This window comes from Bordetella tumulicola, assembly GCF_965138755.1.
In the GTDB taxonomy this organism is placed as follows: domain Bacteria; phylum Pseudomonadota; class Gammaproteobacteria; order Burkholderiales; family Burkholderiaceae_B; genus Bordetella_A; species Bordetella_A tumulicola.
The window spans coordinates 444,689-460,323 of sequence record NZ_CBCSFP010000003.1; the positions used below are offsets into that span (position 1 = coordinate 444,689).

The following is a 15,635-nucleotide window of genomic DNA, read 5'->3' on the forward strand; positions in this document are numbered from 1 at the left end:
TGGCAGAAGTGGGCCGGACCGCGGCCCAGACGCGAAGCTTAAACAAGAATAAAAATCAATTCGATCATAGCAGAGGGCTGGCTCCCTATAATCCGAACACGTTCAACCTGTTTTACCACTCGATGCCCGCCATGTCCGCCCCGCTGTGCAGCCTGACCCTGACCCTGCCCGACGAAGCCGCCACCGATGCACTCGCCCGACAATTTGCGCCCCTGGTCAGCGGCGCCACGGGCCAACCGCCAGGGGGACGCATCCATCTGCAAGGCGACCTGGGAGCCGGAAAAACCGCCTTTACCCGGGCACTGTTGCGGGAATGCGGCATACAGGGCCGAATCAAAAGTCCGAGCTACGCGCTACTTGAATCCTATAAAGTTTCTAACTTATACTTCTATCACTTTGATTTTTATAGATTTAACGATTCGCGCGAATGGCTGGATGCGGGATTCCGGGATTTACTGCGCGAGGACGCAGTGGTCTTGATCGAATGGCCCGAGCGAGCAGAGGGGGTTCTTCCCCCCCCTGACATGCAGCTTTCCCTGGTGTATGCCGACCCGGGCCGCGTCGTCACCCTGACCGCTTTTACCGCACGAGGACAAACATGGTTGAACGCGATTGCTCCTCCGACCCAGATGCCCTGTCCCCCAATGGGGCCCGCCGACGACGCCTGATCAGCGTCGCCACGACCCTGCTCGTCCTGCCGGTTATCCCACGTCTGGCACAAGCCGCCACGATCCTGGCGGTACGGACCTGGCCCGCCGATGAATACACGCGCGTCACGCTCGAGCTCGACAGCGAGCTCAAAGCCGAGCATTTCACCCTGGAAAATCCCCACCGGCTGGTGGTGGATATCGAAGGACTGCAGGCTACCACCGCGCTGAACCAACTGATTTCCAAGGTCCGTCACGACGATCCGTACATCCGCAGCTTGCGGGTCGCGCAAAATCGCCCCAACGTCGTACGTCTGGTATTTGACCTGAAACAATCGGTCGCGCCGCAGGTGTTCACACTGAAACCGGTGGCCGATTACCAGTACCGGCTGGTGCTGGATCTGTACCCCAAGGTCGCACGAGATCCGCTGATGGCAATACTCGAGCGACCCGCCCAGGCGGATGTCGATGATCCGCTGGCGCGCATTCTCGAAGACATTTCACGCAGCACGCCTGCCCCCTCGGGCTCGGGTCCGGCTCAAATCCCGGCCCCGGCGCCACAAGCCGAGGGCCAGGAGCCACCCACCAGGATCGCCCTGCCCAAGCCTTCGCCTGCGCCGGCCCCTGCACCCTCGATTCCCTCCACGCCATCGCGCCGCAAGCGCATGGTGACGATCGCACTCGACCCAGGACACGGCGGCGAAGACCCCGGCGCCATTGGCGGCAGCGGGTTGCGCGAAAAAGACGTCGTGCTGCGCATCGCTCGCCGGCTCAAGGAGTTGATCGACGATCAGCCCAATATGCGCGCTTATCTGACACGCGACGACGACTACTTCGTGCCGCTGCACGTCCGCGTACAAAAAGCCCGTCGGGTACGTGCCGATCTGTTCATTTCCATCCACGCCGATGCCTGGATCAAGCCCTCGGCCAACGGGTCGTCGGTCTTTGCGTTATCGCAGCGCGGCGCGACCAGCACGCAAGCACGTTGGCTCGCCGACAAGGAAAACGCGGCCGATTTGATCGGCGGCGTCAACCTGGGCAGCCATAACAGACAGGTCGCCAAGGTGCTGCTGGATCTCTCCACGACCGCGCAGATCAATGATTCGCTACGACTGGGCTCGGCCTTTTTGGATGAAATCAAAAAGATCAACCGTCTGCACAAGCGCCAAGTCGAGCAGGCCGGTTTTGCTGTATTAAAGGCGCCGGATATTCCGTCGATTCTGGTTGAAACCGCCTTTATCAGTAACCCGAAGGAAGAGCAACTCCTGCGCTCAAGCAGCCATCAGCAAAAGCTGGCATTGGCCATGCTGACCGGCATCCAGCAATATTTTGTGGCGAACCCGCCGCTCGCGCATATTGCCGACGCCAGTTGATACGCACGCCAGGGCTCAGCTCCCCACTAGCCCTGGCGTCGTCCTCGCACCAACTTGACCAGGCCTGCCACGATCAGCGGCACGATGGCCGCGGCCAGGCCCAGCAGCACAATGGTGTTCAGGTGCTCTTTGACCAGCGGGATGTTGCCGAAGAAATAGCCGGCGGTAATCAGGCTGGCCACCCATAGCACCGCCCCCCCGATATTGAACAACTGAAAACGCAGCAGGTTCATTTCCGCCACGCCCGCCACAAACGGCGCGAACGTGCGAATGATCGGCAAGAAACGCGACATCACAATGGTTTTACCACCGTGTTTTTCATAAAACGCGTGCGTTCGCAAAAGCGCGGCACGGTCCAGGAAACGCACATTCATGGTGAATACGCGCGGCCCGATATAACGACCGATCGCATAATTCACGGTATTGCCGGTCACAGCCGCCACGATGAGCAGCGCGCCCAGCAAAACGGGATTCAAACTGCCGGTCGCGCCGAACGCACCCGCAATAAACAATAGGGAATCGCCTGGCAAAAAGGGAAAGACCACCAGCCCCGTTTCGGCAAAGATAATCAGGAACAAAACCAAGTAAACCCAGGCTCCGTACTGTTCGACCCAAATACCCAATGTCTGGTCGATGTGCAACACCATCTGAAAAAATTCGAGCATGCAATAACCGTGTCAGTAAATAAGGCGGGGATACTCGCCGGGGGTTTCCAAGGCTGACCGGTTTGGACTATAGCGCAACACGTCACCACATCGATGACCAAATGCACGCGATCATTCCCCGATATTCCGGGTAGCCGTCATGGCTGTCCGCGCATCGATGGGCCCTCGGGCGCTAAAATCGCCACATGCCCGAACTCTCTGACTTGCCCCAAACGCCTTCCGTGTCCGAACGCCGCAGTATCGCTGCCCTGCCCGATTTGCTGATCAGCCAGATCGCGGCGGGCGAGGTGATCGAACGGCCGGCCTCTGTGCTGAAGGAAATCCTGGAAAACGCCATCGATGCGGGCGCGCGCGCGATTGAGGTGCGACTCGAAGGGGGCGGTATTCGACGCATCGCGGTCTCGGACGATGGCGGTGGTATTCCCCCCGACGAACTACCTCTGGCGCTGGCACGACACGCCACCAGCAAGATCAGCTCGCTCGGCGAACTGGAGTCCGTTGCGTCGATGGGATTCCGGGGCGAGGCGCTGGCATCGATTGCGTCGGTGGCCCAAGTCACGATCATCTCTCGCACGCGCCAGGGCGATCACGCCTGGCAGATCGACGGCGGCAGTCTTGAGGTCGCCCCCGCATCAGGACCGCCGGGCACCACCGTCGATGTACGTCAATTGTTCGACGCCGTCCCGGCGCGGCGCAAGTTTCTGCGTGCCGAGGCCACCGAATTTGGTCATTGCGTCGATGCCATGGAACGCATTGCGCTGGCCCATCCCGACGTTGCGTTCCGTCTGTTCCATCACGACCGCGCACAACGCCAATGGCTGCCCGCCGCACCGGGCCAACGCATTCGCGATGTTCTCGGCGCCGAATTCGCCGAACACGGCCTGCCCGTCGATGTGTCGATGGGGGCCATCAGCCTGTCGGGCATGATCACGCGCCCCACGGCCGCCCGTGCCCGCGCAGATAGGCAATACCTCTATGTCAATGGCCGGTATATCCGCGATCGCACCGTCAGCCATGCCCTGCGCGCCGCCTATGCGGACGTGCTGCATGGCGATCGTCAACCGGCCTATGTACTGTATCTGGACATCGATCCCGGTGCCGTCGATGTCAACGTGCATCCGGCCAAGCACGAGGTCCGCTTTCGTGACAGCGGGGCCGTACACCGCTTTGTGAATCAGGTCGTGGGGCAGGCCTTGGCGCAGACAGGCGGCGCGTCAGCCGTTTCCGCCGCCCCTGAGGCGGCCGACGCACCCACGACGCCCGTTACGCCCGGCGTGCCCACCACTCATCAGGACGGTGCGTCCGCAGGCACTCCTGAGCAAGTGCAACCGGGCGCGTGGCAGACACCTCGCACCGACGGCGCCTCGGTGCCGTCCACCTCGGCCTCGCGTTTTGCTCCCCAACCAGCGTCTCGCCCAGCGACGCGCCCCCATACGCAAGTGCCGTTCCGTCTGCATGCCGAATCCAGCGGCAACCCCGTCGCGGACTGGCGCGCGCACTACCGACCGTTGGACGAAATCTCCGCCTCGTCGGCCACGACCTTACGCGAACCGGCTCCTTCTGTCGCCCCCGGCGCTGCCACCTCACTGCCGCCCGACGAAGAGCACCCGCTGGGAATGGCGCTAGCGCAATTGCATGGTATCTACATCCTGGCGCAAAACCGCCACGGCCTGATATTGGTCGATATGCACGCCGCGCACGAACGCGTAGTCTACGAACAGCTGAAACATGCCCTGGATGCCCGCGAGCTGCCGCGCCAAGACCTTCTGGTACCCGTGGTATTCCATGCCCAGGAAAAGGACGTGGCTCTCACGGAAGAACACCAGGAACAACTGGCCGGCCTGGGCTTTGATCTGCGCCCGGCGGGGCCCACGTCGATCGCCGTGCGATCCGTACCCGCCCTGCTGGCGCGGGGCGACATCGAGACCATGGCACGCGCCGTGCTGCGCGACCTGGGCGCCGTCGGCGTCTCGGGCCTGCTCACCGAGCAACGCAACGAATTGCTGTCAACCATGGCGTGCCATGGCTCCGTGCGTGCCAACCGGCGCCTCACCCTCGAAGAAATGAATGCCCTGTTGCGCCAGATGGAGGTCACCGAACGCGCGGACCAGTGCAACCATGGCCGTCCCACCTGGGTGCAGTGGTCCGTGTCCGACCTGGACAAACTCTTTTTGCGCGGCCAATAAGCGATGCCGCCGTTTTCACGACCAGGACGCCCGACGTCCAACCCGGCATGACGAGGCCTGCCCCCATTTTCTGTCTGGCCGGCCCGACAGCTGCCGGTAAAAGCGCCGCCACGTTGGCGCTGGCGCAGCGCTGGCCCCTGGAGATCATCAACGTCGATTCCGCCACCATTTATCGGGGCATGGACATCGGGACGGCGAAGCCCTCGGTTCGCGAGCAGACCCTGGTTCCGCAGCACTTGCTGGACATCCGGGACCCGGCCCAGTCGTACTCAGCCGCCGAATTCCGCACGGACACATTGCGCCTGATCGATGAGATCCGGGCACGCGGCCGCATGCCCCTGCTGGCGGGTGGCACGATGATGTATTACAAGGCCCTGCGGGAGGGCCTGGACGACCTGCCACAGGCCGATCCGGCCCTGCGCGCCACACTGGAAGCCCGTGCGGCCCAAGAGGGCTGGCCCGCCCTGCACGCCGAGCTTGCCGAGCGGGACCCGGTGACGGCCGCGCGACTGGCCCCAAACGATAGCCAGCGAATCCAGCGCGCGCTGGAGGTCTGCATCCTGAGCGGGCAGCCCATGTCCAACTTGCTGCAGCGACGATCCCGCGCCGCGACCGTCGAAACGACCGACAGGGAAGCGAGGGACGAGGTGTCGGGGCACCGTTACATCACCCTGAGTCTGGAACCCTCTGATCGAACGGCGCTGCACGCGCGTATTGCCCAGCGCTTTGATGCCATGCTGGATGCGGGTCTGCTGGACGAAGTCCGCCGCCTGCATGCGCGCGACGATCTGCATCCCGGTCTGCCCTCGGTGCGGTGTGTCGGTTATCGGCAGATGTGGGCACATCTGGACGGCGTCACCGATCTGGACACAGCACGTGAACAAGCCATTGCCGCAACGCGCCAGTTAGCCAAACGGCAGATCACCTGGCTGCGAGCGCAACCGGACCGCGTCATCGTGGACTGCCTCGCCGAAGATGCCGTCGGGCAAGTCATCGATGCCGTGGCTGGCGAGGTTTCGGGTTGATGGTGAGCGTCTGGCTCTGTTATTTGAACTGCCGAGCCTCTGCTCTGTAGCCGTCGGCGCCAGGACCGACATGAGCCGAGGACCCCGGAGTAATCCGAAGCACAGGCGCAGTGCGCCGAGCATCGGAATTACGCAGGGCAGCCTCGGCGCTACAGAACCGACAACGTGTTACACCACGACGGTCTGGGCCATCCCGTCAGCCTGCTCGACGATTTCACCGAGTTTGCTGACGGTTTCACCTTGCTCGCGCAAGGTCGCGGCGATCGCATCGGCCTGGGCGGCGTCTACGACCAGCACCATGCCGATACCGCAGTTGAACACCCGGTACATCTCGTTGTCTTCGACACCGCCCTGCTGCTGCAGCCACTGGAACAGCTTGGGCATTTCCCAGCCGTCGCGATGCAGCCTGGCCGACAGGCCGGCCTGCAGAATACGAGGTACGTTGTCCAGCAAGCCGCCACCCGTGATGTGGGCCAGGCCCTTGATGTCGGTGCCATGCTTGGCCAGCGCGGCCAGCACCTGCTTGACGTAGATACGCGTCGGCGCCATGACCACGTCAGCCAGCGGTTGGCCGTGAAAATCATCATCGGGCTTGGCGTTGGCGCGCTCGATGATCTTGCGAATCAGCGAAAAACCGTTGGAGTGCGCGCCGCTGGAGGCCAGGCCCAGCACCACGTCGCCCGGTTTGATGGACTTGCCGTCGATGATGTCGGATTTTTCGACCGCGCCGACCGCAAAACCGGCCAGATCGTATTCCCCGTCGGGGTACATACCGGGCATTTCGGCGGTTTCACCGCCAATCAACGCGCAACCGGCCTGCTCGCAGCCCTGGGCGATGCCTCCCACCACGGCGGCGGCGGTATCGACAGCCAGTTTGCCGCAAGCGAAATAGTCCAGGAAAAACAACGGTTCAGCGCCCTGAACCAGAATATCGTTGACGCTCATCCCAACTAGGTCGATGCCGACCGTATCGTGGCGATTCCATTCAAAAGCCAGGCGCAGTTTGGTCCCTACGCCGTCCGTGCCGGACACCAGAACCGGTTCACGGTATTTCCCAGGCACCTGAAACAAGGCGCCGAAGCCGCCAATGCCGGCCAGTACGCCAGGGCGCATCGTGCGTGCCGCCAGGGGCTTGATGCGGTCGACCAGAGCGTCCCCCGCATCGATATCGACACCAGCGTCGCGGTACGTCAGGGGGGCAGAAGGTTGAGTCGTCATGAGAAAAACCGTCGGGTATGTGACAATTGCAGAGTTTATAGGGAGTGCCGTACCCATGATTTTACGATGTAAGGTGCCAAGCATCGCGTAAACCGTCTTTTTGATGGTTCCGCGCCCCTGCCATACTAGATGTTTACCCATGAATCGCCAGCTCCTGCTCGACGTTCTACCCGCACCCGCCCCTACGCTGCAAAACTATATTGCCGGCGCTAACGGCCAGGCGTTGGCCGCCGTGCGTGCGCTGGCGCCCGGTCGGGCCCTCTACCTATGGGGAGCGGCCGGCTGCGGCCGTAGCCACCTGCTCAAGGGTTTGGCCAGCACGCCCGATGCCATCTATGTCGATGTCCAGCAGGACGCGCGTACCTTGCGCAGCCTGGCCGATGCCGACTCTGCCGCCGCCATGCCCCCCGTCGTCGCGGTCGATGACGTGCACAACATGGACGAAACCCGGCAGGCCGGCCTGTTCGCCTTGTACAATCGGTGGCGCGAATGTGCGGCCACCAACCGCGCGTTCGCGTTGGCCGTCGCTGGCGACCGCGCGCCGATCTCCATGCCGTTGCGTGAAGACCTGCGCACCCGCCTGGGATGGGATCTGGTTTTTCGACTGGATCCCTTATCTGACGCAGACAAGCTGGCCGCGCTCTCTGCGCAGGCGACCGAGCGTGGCTTGCAACTCGCGCCCGAAGTCATCCAATGGATGCTGACGCATCGCGAACGCGATATCCGCAAATTGGCGGCCCTGCTTGATGCGCTGGATCGCTATTCGCTGGCCACCGGCCGGCATATCACGGTAGCCTTGCTGCGTGCCATGCTGGCAGACCCCAACCACAAACACCATGATGCCCCAACGACTCGCGCTCTTTGATCTGGACCACACCCTGTTGCCACTGGACAGCGACTACCAGTGGGCCGATTTTCTCGCTCGCACCGGACGCGCGGGCGACCCGGCCGAAGCCCGTCGCCGCAACAACGACCTGATGGATCGCTACAACCAGGGGCAATTGACCGCCGAGCAAGCCGCCGAATTCATGCTGGGCCTGCTGGCCGCCCACACGCCCTATGAGCTCGCGGTCTGGCACGAAGAGTTCATGGCGCAAGTCATTCGCCCCGACATCACGCCGCAAGCCATACAACTCGTCGAACAACACTTGGCCGCGGGCGATCTCTGTGCGCTGGTCACCGCCACCAATAGTTTTGTCACCGCGCCCATTGCACGCGCCTTTGGCATTTCGCAGTTGATTGCCACCGACGCCGAATATCGCAACGGACGCTACACCGGCCGCATTCACGGCACGCCCAGCTTCAAAGAAGGCAAAGTCGTCCGCGTCAACCAATGGTTGGCCACCCTCAATCTGACCGTTGCAGATTTTTCAGAATCGTATTTTTATAGCGATTCGATCAACGACGTACCGCTACTGGACATCGTCACGCATCCTGTAGCGGCAAACCCCAGTCCGGCGCTGCGCAACATCGCGCAAGCACGGGGCTGGAAAGTGCTCGACTTGTTCGAACACATGGAAGATGCCAAGTCCTAATGATCACCGACACCATAAAAAAATTCGTCAGTCGTTTATTTTCACCCGCCATACGGGGACCTCAGCGCATTGCACGCGACAAACACGGCATCGACCGCCGCAATGTCTCGCGCCATGCGATCAAAGTCTGTGAAGTCCTGCGTCAGCATGGCTATCAGGGTTATATCGTCGGCGGCGCCGTACGCGACCTGATCGTCGGCCTGGAACCCAAAGACTTTGACGTGGCCACCGACGCCACGCCCGAACAAATCCGCCCGCTGTTTCGCCGCGCCCGGATCATCGGACGGCGCTTCCAGCTAGTACACGTTGTGTTTGGCCAGGAAATCATCGAGACCTCGACGTTCCGCGCGCCCGCGACGCAAGAGCAAGAGACCGACGAGCACGGCCGCATCCTGCGCGACAACGTCTTCGGCAACCAGGAACAAGACGCCATTCGGCGCGACTTCACCATGAACGCGCTGTACTACGATCCGCACACCGAAGAGGTGATCGACTATCACCAGGGCGTGGCGGATCTGAAAAAACGCCAAGTCCGAATGATTGGCGACCCCGCCACGCGCTACCGCGAAGATCCGGTGCGCATGTTGCGGGCGGTGCGCTTTGCGGCCAAGCTCAATGGCACGATTGATCCCGCGACTCGCCAGCCCATCGAAACCATGGCGTCGCTGATCGACAACGTCCCGGCGTCGCGCCTGTTCGACGAAATGCTCAAACTATTGACCTGTGGACACGCGATGGACTGTCTGCGTCAATTGCGCGAAGACGGCCTGCACCACGGCCTATTGCCATTGCTGGACGTCGTGCTCGAGCAACCCGGCGGCGAACGTTTCGTCGAACTTGCCCTGGAACGCACCGACTCGCGCGTACGCGCAGGCAAGAGCATCAGCCCCAGCTTCCTGTTTGCCGCGCTGCTGTGGCAACAAGTGGAATTACGCTGGAAACAGTTGCGCGCCGAAGGCGAGCATAACGTCCCCGCCCTTGCCAAAGCCGCCGATTCAGTACTGGACGAGCAAACGGAAAAGCTCGCTATCCAGCGACGTTTTTCGTCGGACATGCGCGAGATCTGGTTCATGCAACCGCGCTTTGAGCGTCGCATGGGCAAGACCATCTACCGCATGATCGAACAGCCGCGCTTCCGTGCCTCGTGCGATTTTCTGCAATTGCGCGCCGCCGCTGGCGAGTTCGATAGCGTGCTGGCTCAATGGTGGATGGATTTGGCCAATGGCGACGATGCCACGCGCGCCGACATGATCGAAGCGCTCGCGCATCTGCCTCGCGACCCCGCCGAAGCCAGTGTCCCGCGCAAACGCCGCCGTCGGCCCCGTCGCCCCGCAGTGCCACGCGACGCGGAATGAGCAGGTCGCAACGCGCCTATATCGGTTTAGGCGCCAACCTGGGAGACGCGCGCGCCACGCTGCGCACGGTGCTGGATCAACTAAGCGCCGCGCCAGGTATCGTGACATGCCGAGTTTCTCATTTTTATCGCACGGCCCCCGTCGACGCTGCCGGCCCGGATTACATCAATGCCGTCGCCGCGCTGGACACGACCCTGGCGCCCCTGGCGCTGCTGGATCTGCTACAGGCGCTGGAGCGCCAGCACGGACGCCAGAGACCTTATCGAAATGCACCCCGCACGCTTGATCTGGATCTGCTGCTGCATGGCGATATCGAGATGGACACGGCGCGCCTGATTCTGCCGCACCCGCGGCTGCATCAGCGGGCGTTTGTCCTGGCGCCGCTCTATGAATTGACGCCGGGCCTGATGCTGTCGCAGGGCTCGCCGGCCGATCTGCTGGCGGCACTGTCGGACCAATCGATCGAACGTCTGGAAGACTAAAAAAGCCCCCACGCTGCGCCTTTGGCTTGCTGCCCCCCAAGGGGGCCTTTTTGCCTTGGGGCGGCCCGGCGGCAAAAAAAGCCCCCACGCTGCGCCTTTGGCTTGCTGCCCCCCAAGGGGGCCTTTTTGCCTTGGGGCGGCCCGGCGGCAAAAAACGCTACACCTGCTCGCCCGCGCGCTCGAGCAACTGTCTGGCGTGTCCGATCACGGGCGCATCGACCATTGTGCCTTCGAACATGAACGTGCCCGCACCGCTTTCGCGATGCGCGATCACCACTCTGCGGGCCCACGCCACCTCTTCGGCCGGTGGCACAAAGGCCTGGTGAATGATGTCGACCTGGGTTGGATGAATGCACAACATCCCGCCAAACCCCATGTCACGCGCCCGATAGGCGGCCTCCTGCATCCCTTCGGTATCCTTGACTCCGGGAAACACGCCATCCAGCGGCGGCAACAAACCCATCGCCTTGCTGCGCAACAATATCTCGATACGAGCGTGATCCAGCACGATGGACGCAGCCTCGGTATTCGGTGTCAGGCCCAAGTCCAGCCCATAATCCAGGCTGCCAAACGCCAGGCGCTGCACCCCCGGCGTGGCCGCAATCTCGGCCGCATTCAGAATGCCAGCTGCAGTTTCCAAAAGGGGGACAATTTCTTTGCCTGTCTGCGCCGCATGCCGTACCTGGGCCAGACTTTCGGCCTTGGGCAACATAATCGCCACCACGCCAGGATGATTGCGGCAGGCCTTCAGGTCGTCATCATGCCAATCGGTCGACGCATCGTTGACCCGCACCCACAGCCGGACGTCCGGGTGTGTGCCTAGAAAATCGCACAGCGCCTCGCGCGCGCTGTGCTTGGCCAAATGCTCGACGGCGTCTTCCAGATCAACGATCACCCGATCGGCCCCGCTGGCCAGCGCCTTGGGGATACGCTCGTGCCGACTGGCCGGCACGAACAATGTGGAACGAACAACAGTTTGCATCACACCACCTCGGCAGTACGCAAGCGCGCCACATCCTCGGGCGCGTATCCTAGTGATGCTAGCACTGCATCGGTGTTCTCGCCCACTGCCGGTACGGCGTCCATGCGCGGTGTAAAGGCATTGCTCGAGGCAGGCGGCAGCAGCGCCGGCAACGTCCCGGCGGGACTGCCCACCTCGCGCCAACGCTCGCGCGCCTGCAGTTGCGGGTGTTCCCACACATCATTCATGTCGTTGACGCGTGCGTTGGCGATTTGCGCGGCTTCGAGGCGATCGGTGACTTGATCTATCGTCATCTCGGCAAAGGCCTGGACAATCAACGCACGCAAACTGTCGCGATTGGCCGCTCGACGCGAATTCGACGCAAAACGCTCGTCATCGGCCAACTCGACCTGGTTGAGCACCTGCTCGCAAAAGACGCGCCATTCGCGCTCGTTTTGTAGGCCCAACATTATGGTGGCGCCGTCGCCCACCGGGAACGGGCCGTACGGGTAGATCGTGGCATGCGCCGCGCCCGCACGCTGTGGTGGCGCGGCCCCCTCGAAAGCGTAATACATCGGGTAGCCCATCCATTCGACCATGCTTTCCAGCATGGACACATCCAGACGGCTACCCAAGCCCGTGCGCTGGCGCAATAGCAGCGCATTCAAAATCGCGGAATACGCATACATGCCCGCGGCGATATCGGAAATCGAGCATCCTGCCTTGGCCGGCGCGTCCGGCGAACCGGTCACCGACACAAAGCCGCTTTCGCTCTGGATCAGCAAGTCGTAGGCTTTTTTGCGCTCGTACGGCCCGCCTTCTCCGTAGCCGGAAATATCGCACACGATCAGCTTGGGGTACTTGGCATGCAGCGCCTCAAACGACAAGCCCAGCCGCTCTGCAGCACCGGGTGCTAAATTCTGCACCAGCACATCGGCCGACTCGAGCAGACGCTCCATCACGTCGGTCGCGTCCGGATGCTTCAGATTCAATGTCAGGCTTTCCTTGGAACGATTCGTCCAGACGAAGTGCGACGACAAGCCACGTACGCGCTCGTCATAGCCGCGTGCAAAATCACCACCGCCGGGTCGCTCGACCTTGATCACGCGGGCGCCCATGTCGGCTAACTGACGGGTACAAAATGGCGCCGCAATGGCATGCTCGAGGCTGATGACGGTAATCCCGTCCAGCGGGCGAATAGCGGGAGAATCACTCATGCGGAAAACCTCAGTTGGGCTTGGTGTGCCAGCGTGCCGTCCTGTTCGGCCCACAGCTCGGCCAGGCCGGACTCGGCCACGTGACCGGCAACGTCGAACGGCGTCGGCGCAATCAGCGGACGCAAGCCACGATAGGATAAGTGCTCCAGCCGCGCCGTCGGATTCGCGTGCTGAAACGCCGCCACCATCAGGGTTGCGATCATGGGGCCGTGCACCACCAGCCCGGGATACCCTTCAGTGCCCGTGACATAAGGATGGTCGTAATGAATACGATGGCCATTGAAGGTCACGGCCGAATAGCGGAACAACAATACCGGCGAAGGGTCAATCTGCTCGCGCCACTGCGACGCCGGCGGCGCGTCCGAGCCTACGAGCTTCGGGGGAGACGGCTGGCGATAGACAATGTCTTGTTCTTCTTCGAGGGCCAGCACGCCATCCTGATGGTACTCATGGCGTACCGTCACAAACAGCAACGCGCCCGTGCGACCGGTTTTCTCGCGCACATCCATCACCGAGGAACGGCGCTCGGCGGGCGAGCCCACCCGAAGGGGCTGATGAAACGTCACCCGTCCGCCCGCCCACATACGGTTGCGATTATCGGCGGGCGGCAGAAAGCCTCCACGCGCCGGATGGCCGTCTTCGCCGATACCTTCCAGGCCGACCGGAGAGATAAAGAACGCCCACTGCCATAGCGCGGGCAGCGGCTCGCCCGCAGCGGGTGCGGCCCCCCCTAGGGTGACGGCAATACGCGCGGCATGGCCTGCGTCGAGGTTATCGGTCACAGACTCGCCGCGGCCGATCCAGTCGGCGGGATGAGAAGACGTCATATACAGGGTTCCTTGGGCAATGTCATGGCAACCGCAAGCATGCCTTCCCTGCCGATATTTGTGAATTCGTATTTCTACAAGACCGTGTTCAAAAGGCTGAAATCCTTGGTCCGGACGATCGTGCTATTTCCCCAGGAACACCGGCGCGCGTTTCTCTGCAAAGGCATGCATGCCCTCCAGATAGTCGTCCGTATGCCCCAGTTCGCGCTGCAGCTCACACTCCAGATCGAACTGTTGGGTCAGTGTATTGCCGCTGGAGGCGTGCAACGCCTGCTTTGTCGCGGCATATGCCCGCGTGGGCCCTTGCGCCAACGTACCGATGATTTCTTCGCGTGTGCAGAGCAGATCCTGGTCGGGAATACACCGCCAGATCAGCCCCCAGGCCTCGGCCTGACGCGCTGTCACGGTCTCGCCGAACAACGTCGCCCCCATCGCGCGAGCGGATCCCACCAGGCGCGGCAAGAACCACGTGCCCCCCGCATCGGGCAACAGGCCGATTTTGCTAAATGCCTGGATAAAGCGCGCGGACTCCACCGCAAACACCACATCACAGGCCAGCACCAGGCTGGCGCCGGCACCCGCCGCCACGCCATTGACCAGACACACGACGGGCACCGGCAGCGCCCTCAGGCGTAAAATCAACGGCCGATACCAATTCCTCAAACCCTCGCTCAGATCCCGGCGCTGCCCTGCCGGCAAGGGCTTACGCTCGCCCAGATCCTGGCCCGCACAAAACCCTCGCCCCGCACCCGTAATCACCAGACCACGCAGTGTGTCGCAAGCCTCCAGCGTATCGAGCGCCTGCGCCAACTCACCATGCATGGCCGCCGTAAAACTGTTTAGCCGGTCCGGCCGATTCAGGGTAATCACGCCCACCCCATCCTGCAAAACGAACTGAATCTGATGATAGTCCAGCGTCATACCGCCTCCTTTCGCGTTGCCGACCTCTTCGGTGCTGTCAACTCTTGCTGCATTGCCGATTACTCCAGCGCTGCCAACGTCTCGAGCACCGCCAGTTGCTCAGCGCTGTCGCCCAATAGCTGATCCACCATCGTCAAGCGCTTGAAATAGTCGCCGACCTCCAGCTCGTCGGTCATCCCCATGCCCCCGTGCAATTGCACTGCGCTCTGGGCCACAAACCGCCCCGCCCGTGCCGCCTCAAGCTTGGCGCTGGCCAACATGCGAGAACGCCGCCCCTCATCAGGCTCGCTGAGCGCCGCCGCGGCTACATAGGCCATGGACAACCCCATTTCCTTTGCGACCAACATATCGGCCAACCGGTGCTGCAACACCTGAAACGCCGCCAACGGCTGACCGAACTGGCGCCGCGTTTTCAGATAATCAATCGTAATCTCCAACAAGCGCTCCATCGCGCCCGCCGCATGCGCGCACAGTGCCGCCACTCCCCACTGCAATGCCATGGCAAGACCGTCCCGCGCACGCTCTCCGCGCGCCACGATTGCGTCACTCGCCAACGGCGTACGATCAAAATCCAGCCGGGCACAGCGCGCCCGATCCAACGTCGGCGTGTCTACCACCGTCACGCGCTTTGAATCGGCAGGGACCCGCAGCAGCACCGGTTCATTATCGGCATCTCGCACCGACACCAACCAGGCATGCGCCGCCGCGCCATGCCAGACGAGATGCTTCGTGCCGGACAACTGCAACCCCGTATCCCCGGCGGACGTCAGCCGGCACAGGCTCGGATCCGTCTCATAACGACGACCCGGTTCCTGATACGCCACCGTCATGATCACCTGCCCGGTCGCCAACGCGGGCAACCACCGCTGCCGCACGGCAACATCGGCGCAGGCCACCAGCAAGGCCGCACTCATCACAGCACTGGGAATCACCGGCTCCGATACCAGACCTCGCCCCAACTCCAGGTGCACCGGCAACAAACTCGCGGGCGGTTCACCAAACCCACCGTACTCCGCGGAAATATTCAGCCCCAACACGCCCAGCTCGGCCAACTGGGCCCACGCCCGCGCATCCATTGCGACCTGAGTGGCCCGCGCACGCCGCGTCGCGAACCCCCACTCATCCTGCACCAAACGCCGCAGGCTATCGGCCAGCATGCGCTGCTCTTCCGTGTATGCAAAATCCATTGTCTTATTCCTTGCGATAGCGAGTCGTGGGGCGCA

15 protein-coding genes are annotated in these 15,635 nt (G+C 62.5%); 8 read left to right on the plus strand and 7 right to left on the minus strand.

Features of this window, described 5'->3' with window-relative positions; genetic code table 11:
* Nucleotides 1-131: 131 nt before the first annotated feature.
* Entirely contained in the window at nt 132-668 is a 537-nt protein-coding gene (tsaE, locus tag ACNAZS_RS12390) for a tRNA (adenosine(37)-N6)-threonylcarbamoyltransferase complex ATPase subunit type 1 TsaE (protein ID WP_415789663.1), read from the plus strand.
* Complete coding sequence (locus tag ACNAZS_RS12395; RefSeq protein ID WP_415789578.1) at nt 599-2,020, plus strand: N-acetylmuramoyl-L-alanine amidase; 1,422 nt, start codon at nt 599-601, stop codon at nt 2,018-2,020. Before tsaE ends, ACNAZS_RS12395 begins: the two co-directional genes overlap by 70 nt.
* Nucleotides 2,021-2,046: 26 nt before the next feature.
* Here ACNAZS_RS12395 and ACNAZS_RS12400 read toward each other — a convergent pair whose 3' ends face one another.
* Nucleotides 2,047-2,685, minus strand: a complete 639-nt coding sequence (locus ACNAZS_RS12400) for a VTT domain-containing protein (protein WP_415789580.1) — start codon at nt 2,683-2,685, stop codon at nt 2,047-2,049.
* A gap of 221 nt (nt 2,686-2,906) precedes the next feature.
* On the opposite strand from ACNAZS_RS12400, the gene mutL reads away from it, so the two are divergent.
* Entirely contained in the window at nt 2,907-4,871 is a 1,965-nt protein-coding gene (mutL, locus tag ACNAZS_RS12405) for a DNA mismatch repair endonuclease MutL (RefSeq protein ID WP_415789665.1), read from the plus strand.
* A gap of 47 nt (nt 4,872-4,918) precedes the next feature.
* Nucleotides 4,919-5,896 carry a tRNA (adenosine(37)-N6)-dimethylallyltransferase MiaA gene (gene miaA, locus ACNAZS_RS12410; protein ID WP_415789582.1) on the plus strand — a complete coding sequence of 326 codons (978 nt, stop codon included), beginning with the start codon at nt 4,919-4,921 and terminating at the stop codon, nt 5,894-5,896.
* Between the two features lie 168 nt (nt 5,897-6,064).
* Here miaA and purM read toward each other — a convergent pair whose 3' ends face one another.
* Complete coding sequence (gene purM / locus ACNAZS_RS12415) at nt 6,065-7,114, minus strand: phosphoribosylformylglycinamidine cyclo-ligase (protein WP_415789584.1); 1,050 nt, start codon at nt 7,112-7,114, stop codon at nt 6,065-6,067.
* A 139-nt stretch (nt 7,115-7,253) separates the two neighbouring features.
* On the opposite strand from purM, the gene hda reads away from it, so the two are divergent.
* The 4 genes from hda to ACNAZS_RS12435 are packed head-to-tail and all read left to right on the plus strand — an operon-like array spanning nt 7,254 to nt 10,486.
* The gene (gene hda, locus ACNAZS_RS12420) at nt 7,254-7,979 is read left to right on the plus strand and encodes a DnaA regulatory inactivator Hda (protein ID WP_415789586.1); all 726 of its coding nucleotides are present in this window, start codon (nt 7,254-7,256) and stop codon (nt 7,977-7,979) included.
* Entirely contained in the window at nt 7,951-8,649 is a 699-nt protein-coding gene (locus ACNAZS_RS12425) for an HAD family hydrolase (RefSeq protein ID WP_415789588.1), read from the plus strand. The genes hda and ACNAZS_RS12425 overlap by 29 nt, the downstream gene beginning before the upstream one ends.
* Complete coding sequence (pcnB, locus tag ACNAZS_RS12430; protein WP_415789590.1) at nt 8,649-10,004, plus strand: polynucleotide adenylyltransferase PcnB; 1,356 nt, start codon at nt 8,649-8,651, stop codon at nt 10,002-10,004. Before ACNAZS_RS12425 ends, pcnB begins: the two co-directional genes overlap by 1 nt.
* Entirely contained in the window at nt 10,001-10,486 is a 486-nt protein-coding gene (locus tag ACNAZS_RS12435; protein ID WP_415789592.1) for a 2-amino-4-hydroxy-6-hydroxymethyldihydropteridine diphosphokinase, read from the plus strand. Before pcnB ends, ACNAZS_RS12435 begins: the two co-directional genes overlap by 4 nt.
* Nucleotides 10,487-10,643: 157 nt before the next feature.
* On the opposite strand, the gene ACNAZS_RS12440 is transcribed toward ACNAZS_RS12435, so the two are convergent.
* The 5 genes from ACNAZS_RS12440 to ACNAZS_RS12460 form a co-directional block, all read right to left on the minus strand.
* On the minus strand, nt 10,644-11,471 hold the full coding sequence (locus tag ACNAZS_RS12440; RefSeq protein WP_415789594.1) for an HpcH/HpaI aldolase/citrate lyase family protein: 828 nt from the start codon (nt 11,469-11,471) through the stop codon (nt 10,644-10,646).
* The gene (locus tag ACNAZS_RS12445; RefSeq protein WP_415789596.1) at nt 11,468-12,664 is read right to left on the minus strand and encodes a CaiB/BaiF CoA transferase family protein; all 1,197 of its coding nucleotides are present in this window, start codon (nt 12,662-12,664) and stop codon (nt 11,468-11,470) included. The genes ACNAZS_RS12440 and ACNAZS_RS12445 overlap by 4 nt, the downstream gene beginning before the upstream one ends.
* Complete coding sequence (locus ACNAZS_RS12450; RefSeq protein ID WP_415789598.1) at nt 12,661-13,491, minus strand: HTD2 family dehydratase; 831 nt, start codon at nt 13,489-13,491, stop codon at nt 12,661-12,663. Before ACNAZS_RS12450 ends, ACNAZS_RS12445 begins: the two co-directional genes overlap by 4 nt.
* 123 nt (nt 13,492-13,614) lie before the next feature.
* Nucleotides 13,615-14,412: a 2-(1,2-epoxy-1,2-dihydrophenyl)acetyl-CoA isomerase PaaG gene (gene paaG / locus ACNAZS_RS12455; RefSeq protein WP_415789600.1), complete on the minus strand. Its 798-nt coding sequence runs from the start codon at nt 14,410-14,412 to the stop codon at nt 13,615-13,617.
* A 59-nt stretch (nt 14,413-14,471) separates the two neighbouring features.
* Nucleotides 14,472-15,599 (minus strand): acyl-CoA dehydrogenase family protein, encoded by a 1,128-nt coding sequence (locus ACNAZS_RS12460; protein WP_415789602.1) that lies wholly within the window; start codon nt 15,597-15,599, stop codon nt 14,472-14,474.
* Nucleotides 15,600-15,635 lie beyond the last annotated feature (36 nt).

Bases quoted from the DNA above. Each gene is read 5' to 3' on its own strand.
- paaG (WP_415789600.1), bottom strand. From the start codon at position 14,412: ATGACGCTGGACTATCATCAGATTCAGTTCGTTTTGCAGGATGGGGTG.
- ACNAZS_RS12395 (WP_415789578.1), top strand. From the start codon at position 599: ATGGTTGAACGCGATTGCTCCTCCGACCCAGATGCCCTGTCCCCCAAT.
- ACNAZS_RS12445 (WP_415789596.1), bottom strand. From the start codon at position 12,664: ATGAGTGATTCTCCCGCTATTCGCCCGCTGGACGGGATTACCGTCATC.
- pcnB (WP_415789590.1), top strand. From the start codon at position 8,649: ATGATCACCGACACCATAAAAAAATTCGTCAGTCGTTTATTTTCACCC.
- ACNAZS_RS12425 (WP_415789588.1), top strand. From the start codon at position 7,951: ATGATGCCCCAACGACTCGCGCTCTTTGATCTGGACCACACCCTGTTG.
- ACNAZS_RS12435 (WP_415789592.1), top strand. From the start codon at position 10,001: ATGAGCAGGTCGCAACGCGCCTATATCGGTTTAGGCGCCAACCTGGGA.
- miaA (WP_415789582.1), top strand. From the start codon at position 4,919: ATGACGAGGCCTGCCCCCATTTTCTGTCTGGCCGGCCCGACAGCTGCC.
- purM (WP_415789584.1), bottom strand. From the start codon at position 7,114: ATGACGACTCAACCTTCTGCCCCCCTGACGTACCGCGACGCTGGTGTC.
- hda (WP_415789586.1), top strand. From the start codon at position 7,254: ATGAATCGCCAGCTCCTGCTCGACGTTCTACCCGCACCCGCCCCTACG.
- ACNAZS_RS12400 (WP_415789580.1), bottom strand. From the start codon at position 2,685: ATGCTCGAATTTTTTCAGATGGTGTTGCACATCGACCAGACATTGGGT.
- ACNAZS_RS12460 (WP_415789602.1), bottom strand. From the start codon at position 15,599: ATGGATTTTGCATACACGGAAGAGCAGCGCATGCTGGCCGATAGCCTG.
- tsaE (WP_415789663.1), top strand. From the start codon at position 132: ATGTCCGCCCCGCTGTGCAGCCTGACCCTGACCCTGCCCGACGAAGCC.
- ACNAZS_RS12450 (WP_415789598.1), bottom strand. From the start codon at position 13,491: ATGACGTCTTCTCATCCCGCCGACTGGATCGGCCGCGGCGAGTCTGTG.